The following is a 19,150-nucleotide window of genomic DNA, read 5'->3' on the forward strand; positions in this document are numbered from 1 at the left end:
GAAGACGGCACATCGGTGAGCGGCACGGCGGAGGCTGGCAGCACGGTCACGGTGACTGATGCAGCCGGTAATGAACTGGGCAGCGTGACGGTGGGTGAAGACGGTAGCTTCAGCGTGCCGCTGTCGCCGGCGCTGACCAACGGCGAGACGGTTACCGCAGTGGTGACCGATACGGCGGGCAACAGCAGTGAGCCGGTAACGGCAACCGCGCCGAATACGTCGGTACCGGATACGACAGCACCGGACGCGCCGGTGGCGTCGGTCAGTGAAGACGGTCAGACCGTGAGCGGCACCGCTGAGGCGGGGAGCACGGTACAGATTACGCTGCCGGACGGCACGGTGCTGAGCGCCAGTGCGGATGCATTCGGGGTTTACAGCATCGCATTGCCGGAGGCGCTGACCAACGGAGAATCCGTCACGGCAACGGCGACCGACGCGGCAGGTAACGTGTCCGAGGCGACCACGGTAACCGCGCCGGATACCACGGCACCGGCGGTGCCGACCGCGACAGTCAGTGAGGATGGCGCTTCCGTCAGCGGGACGGCGGAGGCGGGCAGCACGGTGACGGTCACCGATGCCGCCGGTAATGAGCTGGGCAGTGTCACGGTAGGCGAAGACGGCACCTTCAGCGTACCGCTGTCGCCGACGTTAACTAACGGCGAGACGGTCACCGCGGTGGTGACCGATACGGCGGGCAACAGCAGTGAGCCGGTAACGGCAACCGCACCGGATACCACGGCACCGGCGGTACCGACCGCCACGGTGAGTGAGGATGGATCTTCCGTCAGCGGCACCGCGGAGGCGGGCAGTACGGTGACGGTCACCGATGGGGCAGGTAATGAACTGGGCAGTGTCACGGTGGGCGAAGACGGCACCTTCAGCGTGCCGCTGTCACCGGCGCTGACCAACGGTGAATCCGTGACGGCAACGGCGACCGACGCAGCGGGCAACAGCAGTGAACCGGTGACGGCAACCGCGCCGGATACCACGGCACCGGCGGTACCGACCGCGACAGTCAGTGAAGATGGATCTTCCGTCAGCGGCACGGCGGAGGCCGGCAGTACGGTGACGATCACCGATGCTTCGGGCAATGAACTGGGCAGCGTGACGGTAGGCGAAGATGGCACCTTCAGCGTGCCGCTGTCACCGACGCTGACCAACGGCGAGACGATCACCGCGGTGGTGACCGATACGGCGGGCAACAGCAGTGAACCGGTGACGGCAACCGCGCCGGATACCACGGCACCGGCAGTGCCGACCGCGACAGTCAGCGAGGATGGCGCTTCCGTCAGCGGGACGGCAGAGGCCGGCAGCACGGTGACGGTCACCGATGCGGAAGGCAATGAGCTGGGCAGTGTCACGGTAGGCGAGGACGGCACTTACAGCGTACCGCTGTCGCCGGCGCTGACCAACGGCGAATCCGTCACGGCAACGGCGACCGACGCGGCAGGTAACGTGTCCGAGGCGACCACGGTAACCGCGCCGGATACCACGGCACCGGCGGTGCCGACCGCGACAGTCAGTGAGGATGGCGCTTCCGTCAGCGGGACGGCGGAGGCCGGCAGCACGGTGACGGTCACCGATGCCGCCGGTAATGAGCTGGGCAGTGTCACGGTAGGCGAAGACGGCACCTTCAGCGTACCGCTGTCGCCGGCGTTAACTAACGGCGAGACGATCACCGCGGTGGTGACCGATACGGCGGGCAACAGCAGTGAGCCGGTAACGGCAACCGCACCGGATACCACGGCACCGGCGGTACCGACCGCCACGGTGAGTGAGGATGGCGCTTTCGTCAGCGGCACCGCGGAGGCCGGCAGTACGGTGACGGTCACCGATGCGGAAGGCAATGAGCTGGGCAGCGTGACGGTAGGCGAAGACGGTAGCTTCAGCGTACCGCTGTCGCCGGCGTTAACTAACGGCGAGACGGTCACCGCGGTGGTGACCGATACGGCGGGCAACAGCAGTGAACCGGTGACGGCAACCGCGCCGGATACCACGGCACCGGCAGTGCCGACCGCGACAGTCAGCGAGGATGGCGCTTCCGTCAGCGGGACGGCAGAGGCCGGCAGCACGGTGACGGTCACCGATGCGGAAGGCAATGAGCTGGGCAGTGTCACGGTAGGCGAGGACGGCACTTACAGCGTGCCGCTGTCACCGGCGCTGACCAACGGCGAGACGGTTACCGCAGTGGTGACCGATACGGCGGGCAACAGCAGTGAGCCGGTAACGGCAACCGCGCCGAATACGTCGGTACCGGATACGACAGCACCGGACGCGCCGGTGGCGTCGGTCAGTGAAGACGGTCAGACCGTGAGCGGCACCGCTGAGGCGGGGAGCACGGTACAGATTACGCTGCCGGACGGCACGGTGCTGAGCGCCAGTGCGGATGCATTCGGGGTTTACAGCATCGCATTGCCGGAGGCGCTGACCAACGGCGAATCCGTCACGGCAACGGCGACCGACGCGGCAGGTAACGTGTCCGAGGCGACCACGGTAACCGCGCCGGATACCACGGCACCGGCGGTGCCGACCGCGACAGTCAGTGAGGATGGCGCTTTCGTCAGCGGCACCGCGGAGGCCGGCAGTACGGTGACGGTCACCGATGCGGAAGGCAATGAGCTGGGCAGCGTGACGGTAGGCGAAGACGGTAGCTTCAGCGTACCGCTGTCACCGGCGCTGACCAACGGTGAATCCGTGACGGCAACGGCAACCGACGCGGCAGGCAATGTGTCTGAGGCGACGACGGCAACCGCGCCGGATACCACGGCACCGGCGGTACCGACCGCGACAGTCAGCGAGGATGGTGCTTCCGTCAGCGGCACGGCAGAGGCCGGCAGTACGGTGACGGTCACCGATGGGGCAGGCAATGAGCTGGGCAGCGTGACGGTGGGCGAAGATGGTTCCTTCAGCGTACCACTGTCACCGGCGCTGACCAACGGCGAATCCGTCACGGCAACGGCGACCGACGCGGCAGGCAACCTGTCCGAGGCGATCACGGCAACCGCACCGGATACCACGGCACCGGCGGTACCGACCGCCACGGTGAGTGAGGATGGCGCTTTCGTCAGCGGCACCGCGGAGGCCGGCAGTACGGTGACGATCACCGATGGGGCAGGCAATGAACTGGGCAGCGTCACGGTGGGTGAGGACGGCACTTTCAGCGTACCGCTGTCGCCGGTACCAGCGGCAGGAGACGCGCTGACGGTAACGGCGACGGATGCGGCCGGGAATATGTCCGGGCCGGCCACGGCGACGGTGCCGGATACGTCGGTGCCGGATACGACAGCGCCGGATGCGCCTGTCGCGTCGATCAGTGAAAACGGCCAGAGCGTGAGCGGCACCGCCGAGGCGGGGAGCACGGTACATATTACGCTGCCGGACGGCACGGTGCTGAGCGCCAGTGCGGATGCATTCGGGGTTTACAGCATCGCGCTGCCGGTGGCATTGACCAACGGTGAATCCGTGACGGTCACGGCGACCGATGCGGCCGGAAACATGTCTGAGGCAACTACGGCAACCGCGCCGGACACCACGGCGCCGGCGGTGCCGGGTCAGCTTACCGTGTCAGAGGATGGATCATCCGTCAGCGGCTGGGGGGAAGCGGGCAGTACGGTGACGATCACCGATGCCACAGGTAATGAACTGGGCAGCGTGACGGTAGGCGAAGATGGTAGCTTCAGCGTACCGCTGTCACCGGCGCTGACCAACGGTGAATCTGTCACGGCAACGGCGACCGACGCAGCGGGCAACAGCAGCGGGCCGGCGACGGCAACCGCGCCGGATACCACAGCACCGGACGCGCCGACTGCCACGGTCAGCGAGGATGGTGGTAGTGTTAGCGGCACGGCGGAGGCCGGCAGCACGGTGACGATTACGCTGGCAGATGGCACGACGGCGACGGCACAGGCGGATTCAAACGGGAGCTACAGTTATGCTTTCCCGCAGGTACAGGCTAATGGCGAAACGATATCGGTATCGGCTACCGATATTGCAGGCAACGTTTCGGCATCAACCACGGTCACGGCGCCCGTATTGTCACTGGCGGCCAACGATAATGATGTCGTACTGGATCTGAGCGCCGATTCGGCAACGACGGTCGAGTCGTTAAGCGATTGGGGATTCTTAATCGTCGGCGCGTTAGGCGATATCGTGTCGTTGCTGGGAGATGACAGCGCGCAAGTGACCTTTACGGTGGATAGTAATGCGACGGCCGATGTCGTATTAGAAGCCAGCGCTACCGGCAGCGTCTTGTCTTTACTTAATACGATGGGCGTCACCGTACAGCAATATAACGCGCAAACCAGCGCCTGGAATACCGTTGCTGATAGTTCCGATCCGCAGTGGGCCAGCGTCTTTACCATTGGTCGTAGTGGCGTTTCTCTGAATCTTGACAACTTAGGTGAAGGTACTTACCGCGCATTGGCCTATAACACCACGCTGCTGGCCGTGGGATCGTTCACCAGCCTTACCGCAACGGTGACGCAAACCGCCGCAGGCGTAGTGAGTGGTGAAACCCTCTATACCGGCAACGTCATCACCGATGAGGATCCGGTGCATGGCGCCGATACCGTTCCGGCTAACGCGGTAGTGACACAGGTTGTGAATCACGCTGGCGATGTGGTTTCCGTTACGGCAGATGACACCGTGATTGAGGGGGAATACGGTACGCTGACCATTGATCTGGATGGTAGTTACACCTATACGCTGACGGAAACCTCCACCGCCGTGTTGGGACAAACGGATAGCTTCGCCTATACCCTCAGCGCGGGGGCGTTGACGACCAGCGCCAACCTCACGATCTCTTTGGGGGCTGAACCTCAAGCGCCCGGTAATGTTGTTGCGGTTGATGATGAAGTCGCTATCACTTTCGATACTTCAGTGGATTCGATTGATAATGGCCCTTCATCACAAAGTGGTTTCACCGTGCTGAATCTTGGTCTGGGCAATGTGCTGAATGTAGGTATTCTGGACGACCTTACCGACCCGATTATTTTCGATATCGAGGAGGGAAGCAGCAGAACCATGACGCTTCAGGCTTCGGCAGCCGGCGGTTCCGTCGTATCCGGTTTCGATCTCTATATTTACAAGTTCAACGATGCTACCCAGCAATACGATCAGTATCGCGTCGTGGATAGCTGGCTCCAGGTCCTGCTGGTGGGGGGAACCTCTGAGGCGTTGACGCTCACCCTGGAAGGCGGGCGGTATTTGTTCCTGATGGATACCGCTTATGGATTAACCGCGTTCACCCGCTATACCTTAAATATTCTGGAAGACCATATTTATAGCGTGGAAACGGTGAGTACCAGCGTTTCCGGTAATGTCATGCAGGATGACACCGCGCCTTCGGGGTCGATCATCAGCGCTGTTAACGGCGTGGCGATCGCCGCAGACGGGATGACCAGTGTTACGGGTTCCTATGGTGTGTTGGCGATCGATGCACAAGGGAATTATACCTACACGCTGAATAACGGTGTGGGCGCCGATGGTATCACCGCGCCGGACAGCTTTGTCTACACGCTGACTGCGCCGGATGGCGAGTCTGATGTCGGTTCGCTGAATATCACGCTGACCCCTAGTTCGCTGGCAGCCATTGAGGATAGCGTCACCTTGCCGGTAACGGCGGTGCAGGAGGAAACCAGCTACAGCGATACCGATGTCGGTACGACCAGTTGGTCGTCATCATTGTTCAGCTCAACGTCAGGTAACGGCTCCGGGACGCTGACCGTCGCAGACAACTCCGCGCTAAAAGACGCCACCATCACGTTTAATGTGGGCTCCAGCCTTAATCTCGGTGGTCTGAGCATTAGCTGGGCTTTATTGAACAGTGAAGGTACGCAACTGGCGTCTGGTTCGGTAGCCAGCGGCACCTTGCTGGGCGGTACGGCAACGGCGTCACTCGGCGACCTGGAATTGGCGGCGGGTGATTATACCCTTAATTTCACCGGCTCTATTGGCGCGTTGTCCTTAGGAACGATCACGGTGAGCGCCTCCGTGACGGGCACCAGCCAACTGCTCGACAGCTTCCAGACGGACTCCGCCACCGCGGAAGGTAATATCTTCGACGGTAGTGGTTCGGCAGACAACGCCGCCGATCAGCTGGTTTCGGTGCAGACGAAGGTCTCCGTGACCGATGTCAATGGCCAAATCACCACGCTCGATCCGTATATCACGAGCGACGCGACGGCATCGGTTCAGGGGCGCTATGGCACCTTGACGCTGGATAGCAACGGTGATTACCGCTATAGCCTTTCAAATGATGTGGATATTTCCACCATCACCCAGAAAGAGACGTTTGACTACACCCTGACCGCGCTCAGCGGTGAAACCGCCAGTTCGACATTAACCATCGACCTTACCCCCCAATTGGATGGATCCATCCATAGCGATATCGCGACCAGTACGGCTTACGACGATACGTTCGCCCTTGGTCTTGGGGCAGACACGTTGATCTTTAACCTGCTGGATAGTGCGGATGCGACGGGCGGCAACGGTAAGGACACCTGGACTGATTTCTCACTGGCGGAGGGCGATAAGGTTGATATCAGCCAGCTACTGGAAGGCTGGGATGCTGGCACCGGTAATCTCGGCGACTGGCTATCTGTCGAAACCGTTAACGGCAACACCGTGATCGCGATTGACCGTGATGGGCAGGGAAGCGCGTTTACCTCAACGGATCTGGTGTCGCTCCAAACGACGCAGATTACGCTGGATGAATTGATGGAGAACAACGCGATTATCGCTTGATGTAAAACGACAGCCCACAGGCACCGTGGCGAACCCCGGTGCCTGTGGCACATGCAATTTTTTCATTATATCAGGGAACAATATGGGAATTTGCCGTAGCAGTATGATGAGACTGACCTGTTTATGGGGAGTGATGGCGGGCGTTTACAGTGGTATCAGTGCGGCACAGGTTGACTCTCACACGCGCATTATCAGTACCGGACAGATCGTATCTCAGGATGCTTTACCCTCGCTTTCCGGCCAGATGGCCGCACCGATTCCCTCTCATGTGCCGGAAAATTTAGACCTCAATGCGGCCATTAGTCGCGCGGTTTCCTGGCACCCGGATATTCGTGAGGCCATCGGGCGCCTGCTTGAACAGTCTGAAACGGTCAATGTGGCAGAGGCGAAATACTATCCGCAGATAAATGGCGGCATTAATAACGGCATCACCAATAGTTACGGCAACAGTGGTTATAGCCCGTCGCTGGTGCTGTCCATTTCCCAGATGCTGTATGACTTCGGTAAAGTCGATAGCGAGGTGCGCGCGGCGAATGCCGGCGTCGCGCAGCAGCAGGCGAATGTCCTGGTCAGTATTGATAAGGTCGCGCATGACGCCGCATCGGCGGTAGTCCGTGTTCAGGGATACCAGCGGCTGGTCGATATCGCTAAAGATCAGTTAGCGGCGCTGGAGGGGATCAGTCAGATGGCTCGTCACCGCAGCGATGAGGGAGCGAGTTCACAGTCAGATGTGGTGCAGACCGATGTGCGTATTGAAGGCGCGCGTTCTGCCCTGTTGCAGTATCAGGCGAATCTCGATCGCTGGCGAGCGACGCTGGCCTCTCGATTGGGCTGGGCGCAGATTCCCCGAGTGAGCGATGACTTTCCGGTGAGTCTGAAAAATGCATGCAGCAGCGGTATGCTGGACGATCGGCTGATTCCGACGGTACTTGCGGCCTATGCCCGCGCGAATCAGGCACAGGCTCAGATGGATGAAGCAACGGCCCGGATGCGTCCGACGATTTCATTACAGCCTGAAGTCAATCACTACCTTAACGATCGCTATGCGAACAGTGAAAGGCTGGATCGCACCCAGTATTCCGCATGGGTGAAAGTCGAAATGCCTCTCTATCAAGGTGGCGGCCTGACCGCCAGCCGTAATGCCGCGGCGCATGCGCTTGAAGCGGCGAATGCCGCAATAGACATTGCGCGGCTGGAAGCGCGTCAGCAACTTACGGAATCGCAGAATGAATCGCAAAGTCTGGCCCATACCTTGCAAATTCAGGCGCGTCAGCAGGCGCTGGGGGAGAGGACGCGCAAACTTTATCAACAGCAATATCTGGAATTGGGCACCCGGCCATTACTGGATATCTTGAATGCTGAACAGGAAGTCTTTCAATCCCGCTTCACTGAACAGCAGACGTTGATGCAACTGCATCAGTTACAGCTTGATTGCCTGTACAGTACGGGAAAAATGCGCAACGCCTTCGCATTGAATCATCGCGCTATTCAGGCCGTGGAGATTCAACCATGAGCCAGACAGAAGAAATGACCGCTCCCGTTCAGGCGGAAGAGACGCCATGTTCAATGTCCGCGTGGGCGGCCGCCATTGGTTATGTCGGGGGACATTACCGGCTGGTCTTCTCTCCGGGCGCGCTTCAGTCCAGCGCCCGCTGGCTGGAAAACCACGCGTTGGAAGAGGCGTTAAGCCATCTGGCGCGACTGGCGGGAATGACCGCCAGGCTCCAGAACTCGCCGGATATCGCTACATACCATTTGCCTTTGGTCGTGCAACTGGCCGACGGGCGCGTCGGCGTGATTGAGCAGTTTGACGGAGAAGATAATCTGCTCGTCTGTTTTATGGAGGAGGATAAACAGCTTAACGCGCTCTCTCTGCGCCAGCTCTTGCCGGAAATTCGCCACATTGCCGCGTTCAGGCCAGCCAATCTGGTAAGAGACGAACGCGCCCGGCACTACCTGCAAGCGTATCGCCCCGACTGGCTGTGGCGGTGGGTATTTCAGGATATCAAACCCTATGGCTACGTCATGCTGGCTTCGTTGCTGGTCAATATTCTGTCGCTGGCCGGCATCCTGTTTTCTATGCAGGTTTACGACCGCGTGATTCCCGCGCAGTCCTACCCGACGCTCTATGTGCTGGCGATTGGGGTATTGATCGCCGTGATTTTCTCTTTCCTTTTACGGATCAGCCGCGCTTATATCACGGATATTTTGGGGAAACGCGCGGATATTCGGATTTCCGATCGCGTTTTCGGCCACGCGCTTCGGCTAAGAAACAGCGCGATCCCCCGTTCAACCGGCAGCTTTATTGCTCAGATCCGTGAACTGGAGCAAATTCGGGAAATGGCGACGTCAACCACGGTTTCTGCCGTGGTCGACCTGCCATTCTTTCTGCTGTTCTGGCTGGTGATGGCGATAATTGCCCCGCCGCTGTCATGGATCGCGCCTGTGGCCGCGCTGTTGATGATCCTGCCCGGTCTCTGTATGCAAAAGAAACTGGCGCAGTTAGCGCATTTGTCCACGCAGGAAAACACATTGCGCAATGCGGTGCTGGTGGAAAGTGTTCAGGGTCTGGAAGACATCAAATGGATGCAGGCGGAAAACCGTTTTCAACAGCAGTGGAATCATTACATCAGCGCGAGCGCGGAATCCGGTGTGAGAACCCGCAAACTCACGCAATGGTTGATTAGCTGGGGCGTGAGTGTGCAGGGCATGGTGTATGCGCTGGTGGTGATGATTGGCGCACCGCTGGTGATGGAAGGGGAAATGACGACCGGGGCTATTGTCGCGGCTTCCCTGTTAGCGTCTCGCATGATCGCGCCGATGACGACGTTGTGCGGCGTACTGGCACGCTGGCAACAAGTTAAAGCGGCGAAAGAAGGGTTGGATAGCATCATGCAACTGCCGCTGGAAAGCAGCGAGGACGAACGAAAAGTGCATTGCGATGTGCTCTATGGCCACTACCGGTTTCGCGGCGCGTCGTTTCGCTACCACAACGAGACTAACCTCATCGCGTTGAGAATAGCACAACTGGAGATTCGTCCCGGTGAGCGGGTCGCCCTGCTGGGGCGCAATGGCGCGGGAAAATCCACCCTGCTTCAAGCGATGGGAGGAGGAATGGATCTCGTAGAAGGTGAGTTACTGCTTGATAATCTGAGCCTGCCGCAGATTGATATGGCCGATGTGCGGCGTAACGTTTCCCTGACGACGCAGAACGCACGGTTATTTTTCGGCACCTTACGCGACAATCTGACGCTAGGCGCACCGCGCGCCAGTGATTCTGAGATCTTTGCCGCTCTGGACGTGTGCGGCGCGGGGAACTTTGTCAAAAAGCTGCCCCTGGGGCTGGAGCACCCGGTAATGGAAGGGGGATTAGGGCTTTCGGGCGGTCAGCGGCAATCGATCCTGCTGGCGCGCATGTTATTGCGTAATCCGAATATTGTGTTGTTGGACGAGCCCACGGCATTTCTGGATGAGCATACCGAACGAGAGTTTATTCAGCGCCTCGGTCACTGGCTGGGCGGACGGACATTGGTCGTCGCGACGCACCGGGTCGCAGTACTGGACTTGGTGGAGCGCGTCATCGTACTGAAAGAAGGGCAGCTTGTGATGGATGCGCCGAAAGAACAGGCGCTGAATACGGGCCGTCATCGCCCCGGTCATCAGGAGGTGAAAAATGAAAATGCAGTCGTCTGAATGGATGAAGGACGATCCCGAGCGGCAATATAGCCGGGAACGACGCTACATCGGCGCGCGGCGTATTATCGTCCTCACCACCTTACTCTTTTTCGTCACGGGCGTATGGGCATGGTTCGGTACGCTCGACGAAGTGTCGACCGGCGGGGGGAAAGTGATCCCCAGCTCGCGCGAACAGGTTTTGCAGTCGCTGGACGGCGGCATTCTGGTGGAATTGAACGTGCGGGAAGGGGATGTGGTTGAGGAAGGACAAGTCGTTGCCAGGCTGGATCCGACCCGTTCCGAATCCAATGTGGGGGAGAGCGCCGCCCGTTATCGCGCCGCGCTGGCTGCCAGCGCCCGCCTGAGTGCGGAAGTGAATGATGAACCGCTGACTTTTCCTCCTTCGCTGGAAAGCTGGGGGGAGCTGACCGCGATGGAAACCCGACTTTATAACAGCCGCCGCGCTCAGCTTGAGGATGCCCAGTCACAGTTAAAGGAAGCGCTGAGGTTGGTGGATAGCGAGTTAAACATTACCGAGCGTTTGGTGAAAAGTGGGGCGGCGAGCCATGTTGAAGTGCTGCGACTTCGGCGCCAGAAATCGGATCTTGAACTGAAAATGACCGATCTGCGCTCGCAGTATTATGTACAGGCGAGAGAGGAACTGGCGAAGGCCAACGCGGAGGCCAATACCTTATCGGAAGTAATTCGGGGACGCACGGACTCCGTGATGCGTTTAACAGTGCGTTCGCCCATGCGCGGCATTGTGAAAAATATTCAGGTGACGACCATTGGCGGCGTGATCGCGCCGAACGGTCAACTGATGGAGATTGTGCCGTTAGATGATCACCTGCTGATTGAAGCGCGTCTGTCGCCACGGGATATTGCGTTTATCCACCCCGAACAAAAAGCGCTGATAAAAATTACCGCCTACGATTACGCCATATATGGCGGGTTGGACGGCGTGGTAGAAACGATTTCGCCGGATACCATTCAGGATGAAGTCAAACCGGACGTTTTTTATTACCGCGTGTTTATTCGCACCCAGCAGGATTATCTGCAAAATAAATCGGGGCGCCAGTTTTCCATCGTGCCGGGGATGATTGCGACGGTGGATATCAAAACCGGTGAGAAAACGGTGATGGATTATTTAATTAAACCGTTTAATCGCGCGGCAGAAGCGCTGCGAGAGCGTTGATACCGAGTACAGACAAGAATTTGACGGCAAAAAGTAACGCTATCAGTGGCGCGTCGATTTCCCCGGTGACCGCCACGCCGTGCGGTTTTCGCTTCTCAGTCCGTTTATCCTTTCCCGCTCAGCGCCCACCGGGATTTATCCGCGTTTCTTCCTTGTGTTCTTTAATGTCGGGCACTATACTTACGCGTCATTTTTTCAGCCGCACACATACACGTTCCTTGCCTCCACGGGCCGCGGTTGACCCAGACAGGAGGCTGAATAATCCGTAAGGAGCAATTCGATGCGTCATTACGAAATCGTATTTATGGTTCATCCTGACCAGAGCGAACAGGTTCCGGGCATGATCGAGCGCTACACTGCTACCATCACTGGTGCGCAGGGCACGATCCACCGTCTGGAAGACTGGGGCCGCCGTCAGCTGGCTTACCCGATCAACAAACTGCACAAAGCGCACTACGTTCTGCTGAACGTTGAAGCGCCGCAGGAAGCGATCGATGAGCTGGAAACAAACTTCCGCTTCAACGATGCCGTTATCCGCAGCATGGTTATGCGCGTTAAGCACGCGGTAACTGAAGCATCTCCAATGGTGAAAGCGAAAGACGAGCGCCGTGAGCGTCGTGAAGATTTCGCAGAAGCTGGCGATGATGTGGATGCAGGGGATTCTGAAGAGTAATTGTCGTGGTGGCGATAAATCGTCTGGTGTTGTCCGGCACCGTGTGCAAGACGCCCATTCGTAAAGTCAGCCCGTCAGGCATTCCTCACTGTCAGTTTGTGCTTGAGCACCGCTCGACGCAGGAGGAAGCCGGATTGAGTCGGCAAGCATGGTGTCGTATGCCCGTGGTTGTCAGTGGACTGTCGTCACAAGCAGTTACCCACAGTATAACGGTCGGCACGTTACTTACCGTACACGGGTTTATTAGCTCCCATCAAGGACGCAATGGCCTGAGCAGGATAGTGTTACATGCCGAGCAGATTGAATTGATAGATTCTGGAGACTAGCCAAATGGCACGTTATTTCCGTCGTCGCAAGTTCTGCCGTTTCACCGCGGAAGGCGTTGTAGAGATCGACTATAAAGACATCGCTACGCTGAAAAACTATATCACTGAAAGCGGCAAGATTGTTCCGAGCCGTATCACCGGTACTCGTGCAAAATACCAGCGTCAGCTGGCCCGCGCTATCAAGCGTGCGCGTTACTTGTCTTTGTTGCCGTACACTGATCGTCATCAGTAATCGGCCACTGTCCATTAACGAGACTTTGAGAGGATAAGGTAATGCAAGTTATTCTGCTTGATAAAGTAGCAAACCTGGGCAGCCTGGGTGATCAGGTAAACGTTAAAGCGGGTTACGCCCGTAACTTCCTGGTTCCGCAGGGCAAAGCTGTGCCGGCAACCAAGAAAAACGTTGAGTTCTTCGAAGCACGTCGCGCTGAACTGGAAGCCAAACTGGCTGACGTTCTGGCCGCTGCTGAAGCTCGCGCCGCTAAGATCAAAGAACTGGGTAGCGTAACCATCGCGTCTAAAGCTGGCGACGAAGGTAAACTGTTCGGTTCCATCGGTACTCGCGATATCGCTGATGCGGTAACGGCGGCCGGTGTTGAAATCGCGAAGAGCGAAGTTCGCCTGCCGAACGGCGTTCTGCGTACTCTGGGTGAGCACGAAGTCAGCTTCCAGGTACACAGCGATGTCTTTGCTGAGCTGAATGTCGTTGTTGTTGCTGAAGCGTAATTCACGTTTATCGTCGAATTAACACTTTAGTTAACATGTGAAACGCTGGCCTTGTGCCAGCGTTTTGCATTTCAGGGGGGACATACCTGTAGTAAGCTTGTCTCTAAGGAGGCTCACATGTCCGAATTAATTCACCTCATCCGCGTGTATGACGCGCAAGCGCCTTTTCCTCCCCACACCTTTCTCATCGACCGCCTCTGGCCGCGGGGCATCAGCAAGGCGCGTCTGGAAGGGGTAGCGTGGTTTAAAGACATTGCGCCGAGCAACGCGTTACGCAAGTGGTTTCATGCCGAGCCTCAACGCTGGGCGGAATTTGTGGATTATTATCGTCATGAACTGACACAAGGGGCGGAATGCGACAGGCTATTGACGCTGCTTGAGCGGCAGCAGGTCATCACGCTGCTTTATGGCAGTAAAGACGCGCAGCACAACCATGCGATTGTTCTGCGCGATTTTCTGTTGTCCCGTCTGGCGCGTTAGCGAGTACGAGTAAATGCGCCATCCGCGCCGCGGGTGAACCGAATCGTCTGGTTGGTCGTGGTTTCAATTTCCAACTCGGCGACCATGCCTTGCGCATTCAGCTGTAATTTGACTTCCTGTCCTGCCCGTAAATTGCTAAGCGGTTTGTCCCGTCCTTCCACCTGCGCCATGGCGAACACATCGCTGACGGGCAGGTTGTTGTCGCGAAAGAGTTGCGCCAGCGTTTGTCCCGAGGCGATCTGATACTGTCGCCATGGCGCCGATGATGACGGCGGCGGTTCGGTCGCAGCAGGCTGTTGCTGCTGCGAAGACGGGGCGTTTTCAATGATCACGGCCTGCATGGCAGCCTGATTGTCCGCTTGAGTGAGAGGAACGGAGGTCGTATTGACGGGCGGCGTGTGTTGCGGGCTGTAAGGCCAAAGTAGAACGACCAGCAGTAGCGCAATCGCTACTAAAATCCAGCGGCGATGGAAGAACGGCAGGGGTTCCATCCAGCGATAGCTATCGGGGAGATGCCAGATTTTTCGCGATGCGGTCGCGATTTTATCAAGAACCGAGCCGGCACGTTGACGCAGGGAAGGCGAAGAGGAATGTGCCGGCCTGTCGTCGTCCTCTGCGTGCTCGATGGTTGCGTCATGTGAGGGCCGCCGCTGAACAATGCGTTGGCAGAAGCGTACTAACGTTTGATAATCCCAGGCGGTTTTCCGCTTCCTGGGCGCAATTCTGCCCATGGTGACCTCTCTTACTACAATTCAGTATAAAAACTCGCCAGTATAGAAACATGGTCGGTAATCAAGCGATGCCAGCAGCGAGGCGGCGTGTCAATAAAGTATCAGGGTAATAATGCAATCCAGTATACCGGTAATTCGCATTGTCTGACCAGTTAACACGTTGATGATTAAGGCGGCGCGCGTGTCGAAAACGCCATCGCTATCAGTATAGGCCAACGGTTCGGAATGATTTGTCCGGCATTCGGTTAACGTGATTGCCTGCACACAGGATTTTACCCCAATCTCCGTCGCTGTTATGCTGCGCTTTCAGTTTTTTACAGATTAAAAGGAACATCCATGACAACCCCTTCTTTTGATAGCGTCGAAGCGCAGGCAAGTTACGGCATCGGCTTACAGGTCGGTCAACAGTTACAGGAATCGGGTCTTGAAGGTTTGATCCCGGAAGCGCTGCTTGCTGGCCTGCGTGATGCGCTGGAAGGTAATGCGCCTGCGGTGCCTGTGGATGTGGTTCATCGTGCGCTACGTGAAATTCACGAACGTGCCGATGCGGCGCGTCGTGAGCGTCAGCAGGAGATGGCGGTAGAAGGCCAGCAGTTCCTGGCTGAAAATGCGCAGAAAGAAGACGTGAGCAGTACGGAATCTGGTTTGCAGTTCCGCGTGCTGACTCAAGGGGAAGGTGCGATCCCGTCTCGTCAGGATCGGGTACGCGTGCACTATACCGGTCGTCTGGTGGACGGCAGCGTGTTTGATAGCTCCGTTCAGCGCGGTCAACCCGCGGAATTCCCGGTCAGCGGCGTGATCCCTGGCTGGATTGAGGCGTTGACGCTGATGCCGGTCGGTTCCAAGTGGGAACTCTACATTCCGCATAATCTGGCGTATGGCGAGCGTGGCGCGGGTGCGTCCATTCCGCCGTTCAGCGCGCTGATTTTTGAAGTGGAACTGCTGGAAATTCTGTAATCTCCGGATTGATAGAAAAAAGGCGCTCAGTGAGCGCCTTTCTGGTTTCTACTGACGGCCTCATTTTACAGAGGCGTTGTTACTCGCCGCGCAACGCGCGTGGGAACAGCAAGTTGTTTTCCAGATGGATGTGTTCCATCAAATCGGTAATGAATTCATTGATCCCCGCGTACAGCGCGCGCCAGGTATTACAGGCACCGTCCGGCGGAACGACGCCGTTAGTCAGCTCTTTTACCACTTCGACATCATGTCCGGCATCATCGTGCTCATGCTCCATCACCGAAATCGGCGCGGCGGCATTTGCGCCCATGCCCTGTTCGATCATCGGGAAGAGGATACGTTCCTCTTTCATCATATGCTGAGACAGCTCGTTATAGATGATGGTCAACTGCGCCGTGAGACCGTGCGGGCAATGGGCCTTTTCATGATGTACCCGCTCAACTTTCTCCGCCATCAGAATCAATTCCGGCAGTTGTTCACGGTGACGGTCATGAAAACGAGGGATGATATAAGCGATAATGTCGGTCAGCGGTGCGTCACGCCAGTCCCGTGCATCTGAAGGCTGTGCCGCCAATGCCTGTAGTTGGGTTTCCAATTCGTCAATGTCGAGGTCTTTTTTGTCGGCGGCGCGGCTTAACGTCTGTTTCCCGCCGCAGCAGAAATCCAGGTTTAGCTCACGAAAGAGTTTGGTGGCGCGGGGGATAGCGATAGCCAGTTCGCCCAGAGATTGATCGCGGTATGCCATGATGGTGCCTCTCAAGAATTACAATTTATAAATTGCATTTTAAATGCATCTTTTGGCGTTGAATATACCGCTTACGAGGTAGAGCATAAAGCTTAATGTGCGGCTGCACGGCATCAGCGTTAGCGAAACGTTAAGAACGGTAAAGTCAGGAAAATGTGCATTTATCTGATAGTGGCGCAGGGGACTTCCCGGTATACCTGAGTCAGGCTGCCGTCGCGGTGAGCAAGGAGTTAGCCTATGTTTAAGCCACTCGTCATCAGTACCCTGTTTATGGGAATGTTTGCGATCATGCCGGCAGCGGAAGCGGATAGCATTCGTATTGATTTGCTGCCTGGTGTGACGCTGAATATCGGCGATCGTGACAAACGAGGTCGCTACTGGGATGGTTATGACTGGCGCAGCGAGCGCTGGTGGCATCAGCACCGGGGTTACCATCGGGGTGAACGCAATCGGCACGGTCACTATTGGGACGGCTGGCGCTGGCGTGATGCTCGCTGGTGGCATGAGAACCTGCGTGACAGACGTGGCGATGATAAGCGTCGTTTCGAGCCGTCTCGCTATGATGACGATCGTGGGCCGCGGCGCGCTGATGGGGACAGACGCGGGCATGAGCGGCGAAAGGATGACTATCGCAATGGACGGGGAGCGTTTCGCGACTAACAGATAAAGCGTACCGCGAAAGCCGGGGCTGGTTGGGCTCCCGCCGATGCAGGAGCCCGCGCATAACAAGGCGTTTAGCGCTTATTTAGCCTGTTGCAGGTCAAGGCGGTAAACCGCGAAGCCCGTTTCATCATTGCCGACGGGGGTCATCGGGTATTGCGCTTTCTCTTTGATAAACGCCGCGGCTTTTTCCGACGGTGATGTTTCAAAACGGATATCCAGCGGCGTCTTACTGACGACAGGCGCCAGACGCCAGTTGTTATCCGCCTGCGGCTTCACCTCTCCCGATTTCTTGGTTTCCGCGCTGATGTAAGCGGCCAGAACGGCGCGGTTTTCATCCGGCGAGGCGAAGGCCACATACTTTTCCCCCGTGCCGGCAAATTTCTCGCCGTAGGCGCGGTAGTTATTGGTGGCGATCAGAAAGGTCGCGTTAGGATCGATCGGTTTGCCGTTAAACGTCAGCGCATTGATACGGTGTGCTTTCTCGTTGATCAACGCGCACTCGCTGTCATAGCGGGCAGGCTGCGTGACATCAATCTGATAATTGACGCCATCGATCACGTCGAAGTTATAGGTACGGAAACCGTCCCAGTTGAGCAGAGATTGCGGTTCGCGCTTGTTCGGATCGATTTGATTGAACTGACCCGCCGCGCATTCCAGCCACTCCTGTACCTGCCGCCCGCTGACTTTCACTACCACCAGCGTATTCGGGTAGAGATAGAGATCGGCGGCGTTGCGGAAGGTGAGCTGGCCTTTTTCTACTTCGACATAGCTAGCCGGATCGTTTTTCCGTCCACCGGCTTTAAACGGCGCGGCGGCGGAGAGCACCGGCAGATCGGCCAGATCGGGATCGCCCTGTATAAAGTGTTCGACATAGGCGCGCTGGGCGTTGTTGACGATCTGTACTGTGGGATCGTCCTGAATCAGCGACAGATAGCTATACATGTTGTCTGCGGATTTGCCGATCGGCTTGCTGACGAACTCGCGCGTATTCTGGTGCGCGTCGGAGAGAACCTTAACCAGTTTGTCGTCTTCCGCCGCCAGTGATTTTTTCTGCGCCTTATCGTAGATCGGTCTGGCTTCCGCTTTTGCACTTATCACTTTCCATGTGCCGCCGTCGTTATTCAAGGTGAAATCGACAACGCCCAGATGGTCGCCCCACTGTCCCGGCATCACCGCAGGCACGCCGTTGAGCGTGCCCTGTTTGATATCGGCACCTTTGATATTCGCAAAATCCTTGCTGGGGAACACCGCGTGGGCATGACCAAACAGGATCGCGTCAACACCGGGAACCTGGCTGAGGTAGTAAACCGAATTTTCCGCCATTACCTTATACGGCTCGGCAGAAAGACCGGAGTGGGGGATGACGACCACCAGATCGGCGCCTTGCTTACGCATTTCCGGCACCCACTTTTTAGCGCTGGCGGTGATGTCTTCCACGGTAACTTTCCCGCTCAGGTTGGCTTTATCCCACACCATAATCTGCGGCGGCACGAAGCCAATATAACCGATACGCAGGGTATGCCGCTTGCCGTCGCGGTCCGTGACGGTTTTGTTTTCAATATGATAGGGTGTAAACAGCGGTTTACCCGTGTTAGCATCCAGCACGTTGGCGTTCACATAAGGGAATTTCGCGCCTGACAGCGCCTTATGCAGATAGTCCAATCCGTAGTTGAATTCGTGGTTACCGATATTGCCGACGGAATAGTCCAGCGTGTTCATCGCCTGATAAACCGGATGGACATCACCAGCCTTCAGCCCCTTCGCCGCCATGTAATCGCCTAACGGACTCCCCTGAATCAAGTCGCCATTATCGACCAGCACGCTGTTGGCGGCCTGTTCGCGCGCGGCGTGGATCAGGCTGGCGGTACGCACCAAACCAAATTTCTCGGTTGGCGTATCCTTGTAATAATCGAAATCCATCATGTTGCTATGCAGATCGGTGGTTTCCAATACCCGTAGATCAACCGTAGCGGCATGAACGGTCGTGGCGACCAGCGTAGCAAGCAGGCTGAGTGCCAGTGGATACTTCATTGCGTAACTCCTTGTGTAGGTGGTCATTGTCGGCGCGTGAGGCGATCGGGGGTGTCTTTCATATCATGATGAAGTTAAAGTGATTATCGTCTCTAAATGCTGAGGATGATATGAATAATGGCAATAATCGTCGATTGCCTCACAGAGGTATCATGGATGACAGAGATGAAGTCTGCATTACGCGTAACCGATAACGATGAGGTG

At 57.3% G+C, this 19,150-nt stretch carries 14 protein-coding genes; 11 read left to right on the plus strand and 3 right to left on the minus strand.

What is annotated here, in order from left to right; genetic code table 11:
- From EDC54_RS14045 to EDC54_RS14090, 9 genes are all read left to right on the plus strand, one after another.
- Positions 1-6,744: BapA/Bap/LapF family large adhesin (locus EDC54_RS14045; protein ID WP_132457553.1), on the plus strand; the 6,744-nt coding region annotated here is incomplete at its 5' end.
- Positions 6,745-6,877: 133 nt separating this feature from the next.
- Positions 6,878-8,257, plus strand: a complete 1,380-nt coding sequence (locus EDC54_RS14050; RefSeq protein WP_230514528.1) for a TolC family outer membrane protein — start codon at positions 6,878-6,880, stop codon at positions 8,255-8,257.
- Positions 8,254-10,437 carry a type I secretion system permease/ATPase gene (locus EDC54_RS14055; protein WP_230514524.1) on the plus strand — a complete coding sequence of 728 codons (2,184 nt, stop codon included), beginning with the start codon at positions 8,254-8,256 and terminating at the stop codon, positions 10,435-10,437. Before EDC54_RS14050 ends, EDC54_RS14055 begins: the two co-directional genes overlap by 4 nt.
- A 4-nt stretch (positions 10,438-10,441) precedes the next feature.
- Positions 10,442-11,614, plus strand: coding sequence for an HlyD family type I secretion periplasmic adaptor subunit (locus EDC54_RS14060; RefSeq protein ID WP_132457768.1), 1,173 nt, complete (start codon positions 10,442-10,444; stop codon positions 11,612-11,614).
- Between the two features lie 280 nt (positions 11,615-11,894).
- Positions 11,895-12,287 carry a 30S ribosomal protein S6 gene (gene rpsF / locus EDC54_RS14070; protein ID WP_005974793.1) on the plus strand — a complete coding sequence of 131 codons (393 nt, stop codon included), beginning with the start codon at positions 11,895-11,897 and terminating at the stop codon, positions 12,285-12,287.
- A gap of 5 nt (positions 12,288-12,292) precedes the next feature.
- Positions 12,293-12,613, plus strand: a complete 321-nt coding sequence (priB, locus tag EDC54_RS14075; protein WP_132457562.1) for a primosomal replication protein N — start codon at positions 12,293-12,295, stop codon at positions 12,611-12,613.
- A 4-nt stretch (positions 12,614-12,617) separates the two neighbouring features.
- Positions 12,618-12,845 carry a 30S ribosomal protein S18 gene (gene rpsR / locus EDC54_RS14080; RefSeq protein ID WP_005974788.1) on the plus strand — a complete coding sequence of 76 codons (228 nt, stop codon included), beginning with the start codon at positions 12,618-12,620 and terminating at the stop codon, positions 12,843-12,845.
- A 41-nt stretch (positions 12,846-12,886) separates the two neighbouring features.
- A complete protein-coding gene (gene rplI, locus EDC54_RS14085; RefSeq protein ID WP_107170005.1) occupies positions 12,887-13,339 on the plus strand; it encodes a 50S ribosomal protein L9 in 453 nt (150 codons plus the stop codon).
- 117 nt (positions 13,340-13,456) lie between these two features.
- Positions 13,457-13,819 carry a DUF488 domain-containing protein gene (locus tag EDC54_RS14090; protein ID WP_132457565.1) on the plus strand — a complete coding sequence of 121 codons (363 nt, stop codon included), beginning with the start codon at positions 13,457-13,459 and terminating at the stop codon, positions 13,817-13,819.
- Here the strand turns inward: EDC54_RS14090 and EDC54_RS14095 are convergent.
- The gene (locus EDC54_RS14095) at positions 13,816-14,550 is read right to left on the minus strand and encodes a LysM-like peptidoglycan-binding domain-containing protein (protein WP_132457568.1); all 735 of its coding nucleotides are present in this window, start codon (positions 14,548-14,550) and stop codon (positions 13,816-13,818) included. The genes EDC54_RS14090 and EDC54_RS14095 overlap by 4 nt on opposite strands.
- Before the next feature lie 336 nt (positions 14,551-14,886).
- Here EDC54_RS14095 and fklB point away from each other — a divergent pair, with 336 nt between their 5' ends.
- Complete coding sequence (gene fklB, locus EDC54_RS14100; protein ID WP_132457571.1) at positions 14,887-15,507, plus strand: FKBP-type peptidyl-prolyl cis-trans isomerase; 621 nt, start codon at positions 14,887-14,889, stop codon at positions 15,505-15,507.
- A 79-nt stretch (positions 15,508-15,586) separates the two neighbouring features.
- Here the strand turns inward: fklB and ytfE are convergent, their stop codons facing one another.
- A complete protein-coding gene (gene ytfE / locus EDC54_RS14105; protein WP_132457574.1) occupies positions 15,587-16,252 on the minus strand; it encodes an iron-sulfur cluster repair protein YtfE in 666 nt (221 codons plus the stop codon).
- A gap of 237 nt (positions 16,253-16,489) precedes the next feature.
- Between ytfE and EDC54_RS14110 the strand changes: the two genes are divergently transcribed.
- Positions 16,490-16,912 carry a DUF2502 domain-containing protein gene (locus EDC54_RS14110; RefSeq protein ID WP_132457577.1) on the plus strand — a complete coding sequence of 141 codons (423 nt, stop codon included), beginning with the start codon at positions 16,490-16,492 and terminating at the stop codon, positions 16,910-16,912.
- An 81-nt stretch (positions 16,913-16,993) separates the two neighbouring features.
- Here the strand turns inward: EDC54_RS14110 and EDC54_RS14115 are convergent, their stop codons facing one another.
- Entirely contained in the window at positions 16,994-18,946 is a 1,953-nt protein-coding gene (locus EDC54_RS14115; RefSeq protein WP_132457580.1) for a bifunctional 2',3'-cyclic-nucleotide 2'-phosphodiesterase/3'-nucleotidase, read from the minus strand.
- Positions 18,947-19,150 lie beyond the last annotated feature (204 nt).

The organism is Samsonia erythrinae (assembly GCF_004342665.1).
In the GTDB taxonomy this organism is placed as follows: domain Bacteria; phylum Pseudomonadota; class Gammaproteobacteria; order Enterobacterales; family Enterobacteriaceae; genus Samsonia; species Samsonia erythrinae.

Excerpts from the sequence above, each read along its gene's own strand:
- fklB (WP_132457571.1), top strand. The coding sequence starts at position 14,887 with ATGACAACCCCTTCTTTTGATAGCGTCGAAGCGCAGGCAAGTTACGGC.
- EDC54_RS14110 (WP_132457577.1), top strand. The coding sequence starts at position 16,490 with ATGTTTAAGCCACTCGTCATCAGTACCCTGTTTATGGGAATGTTTGCG.
- EDC54_RS14115 (WP_132457580.1), bottom strand. The coding sequence starts at position 18,946 with ATGAAGTATCCACTGGCACTCAGCCTGCTTGCTACGCTGGTCGCCACG.
- rpsF (WP_005974793.1), top strand. The coding sequence starts at position 11,895 with ATGCGTCATTACGAAATCGTATTTATGGTTCATCCTGACCAGAGCGAA.
- EDC54_RS14095 (WP_132457568.1), bottom strand. The coding sequence starts at position 14,550 with ATGGGCAGAATTGCGCCCAGGAAGCGGAAAACCGCCTGGGATTATCAA.
- EDC54_RS14055 (WP_230514524.1), top strand. The coding sequence starts at position 8,254 with ATGAGCCAGACAGAAGAAATGACCGCTCCCGTTCAGGCGGAAGAGACG.
- EDC54_RS14060 (WP_132457768.1), top strand. The coding sequence starts at position 10,442 with ATGAAGGACGATCCCGAGCGGCAATATAGCCGGGAACGACGCTACATC.
- EDC54_RS14090 (WP_132457565.1), top strand. The coding sequence starts at position 13,457 with ATGTCCGAATTAATTCACCTCATCCGCGTGTATGACGCGCAAGCGCCT.
- rpsR (WP_005974788.1), top strand. The coding sequence starts at position 12,618 with ATGGCACGTTATTTCCGTCGTCGCAAGTTCTGCCGTTTCACCGCGGAA.
- ytfE (WP_132457574.1), bottom strand. The coding sequence starts at position 16,252 with ATGGCATACCGCGATCAATCTCTGGGCGAACTGGCTATCGCTATCCCC.
- rplI (WP_107170005.1), top strand. The coding sequence starts at position 12,887 with ATGCAAGTTATTCTGCTTGATAAAGTAGCAAACCTGGGCAGCCTGGGT.
- EDC54_RS14050 (WP_230514528.1), top strand. The coding sequence starts at position 6,878 with ATGGCGGGCGTTTACAGTGGTATCAGTGCGGCACAGGTTGACTCTCAC.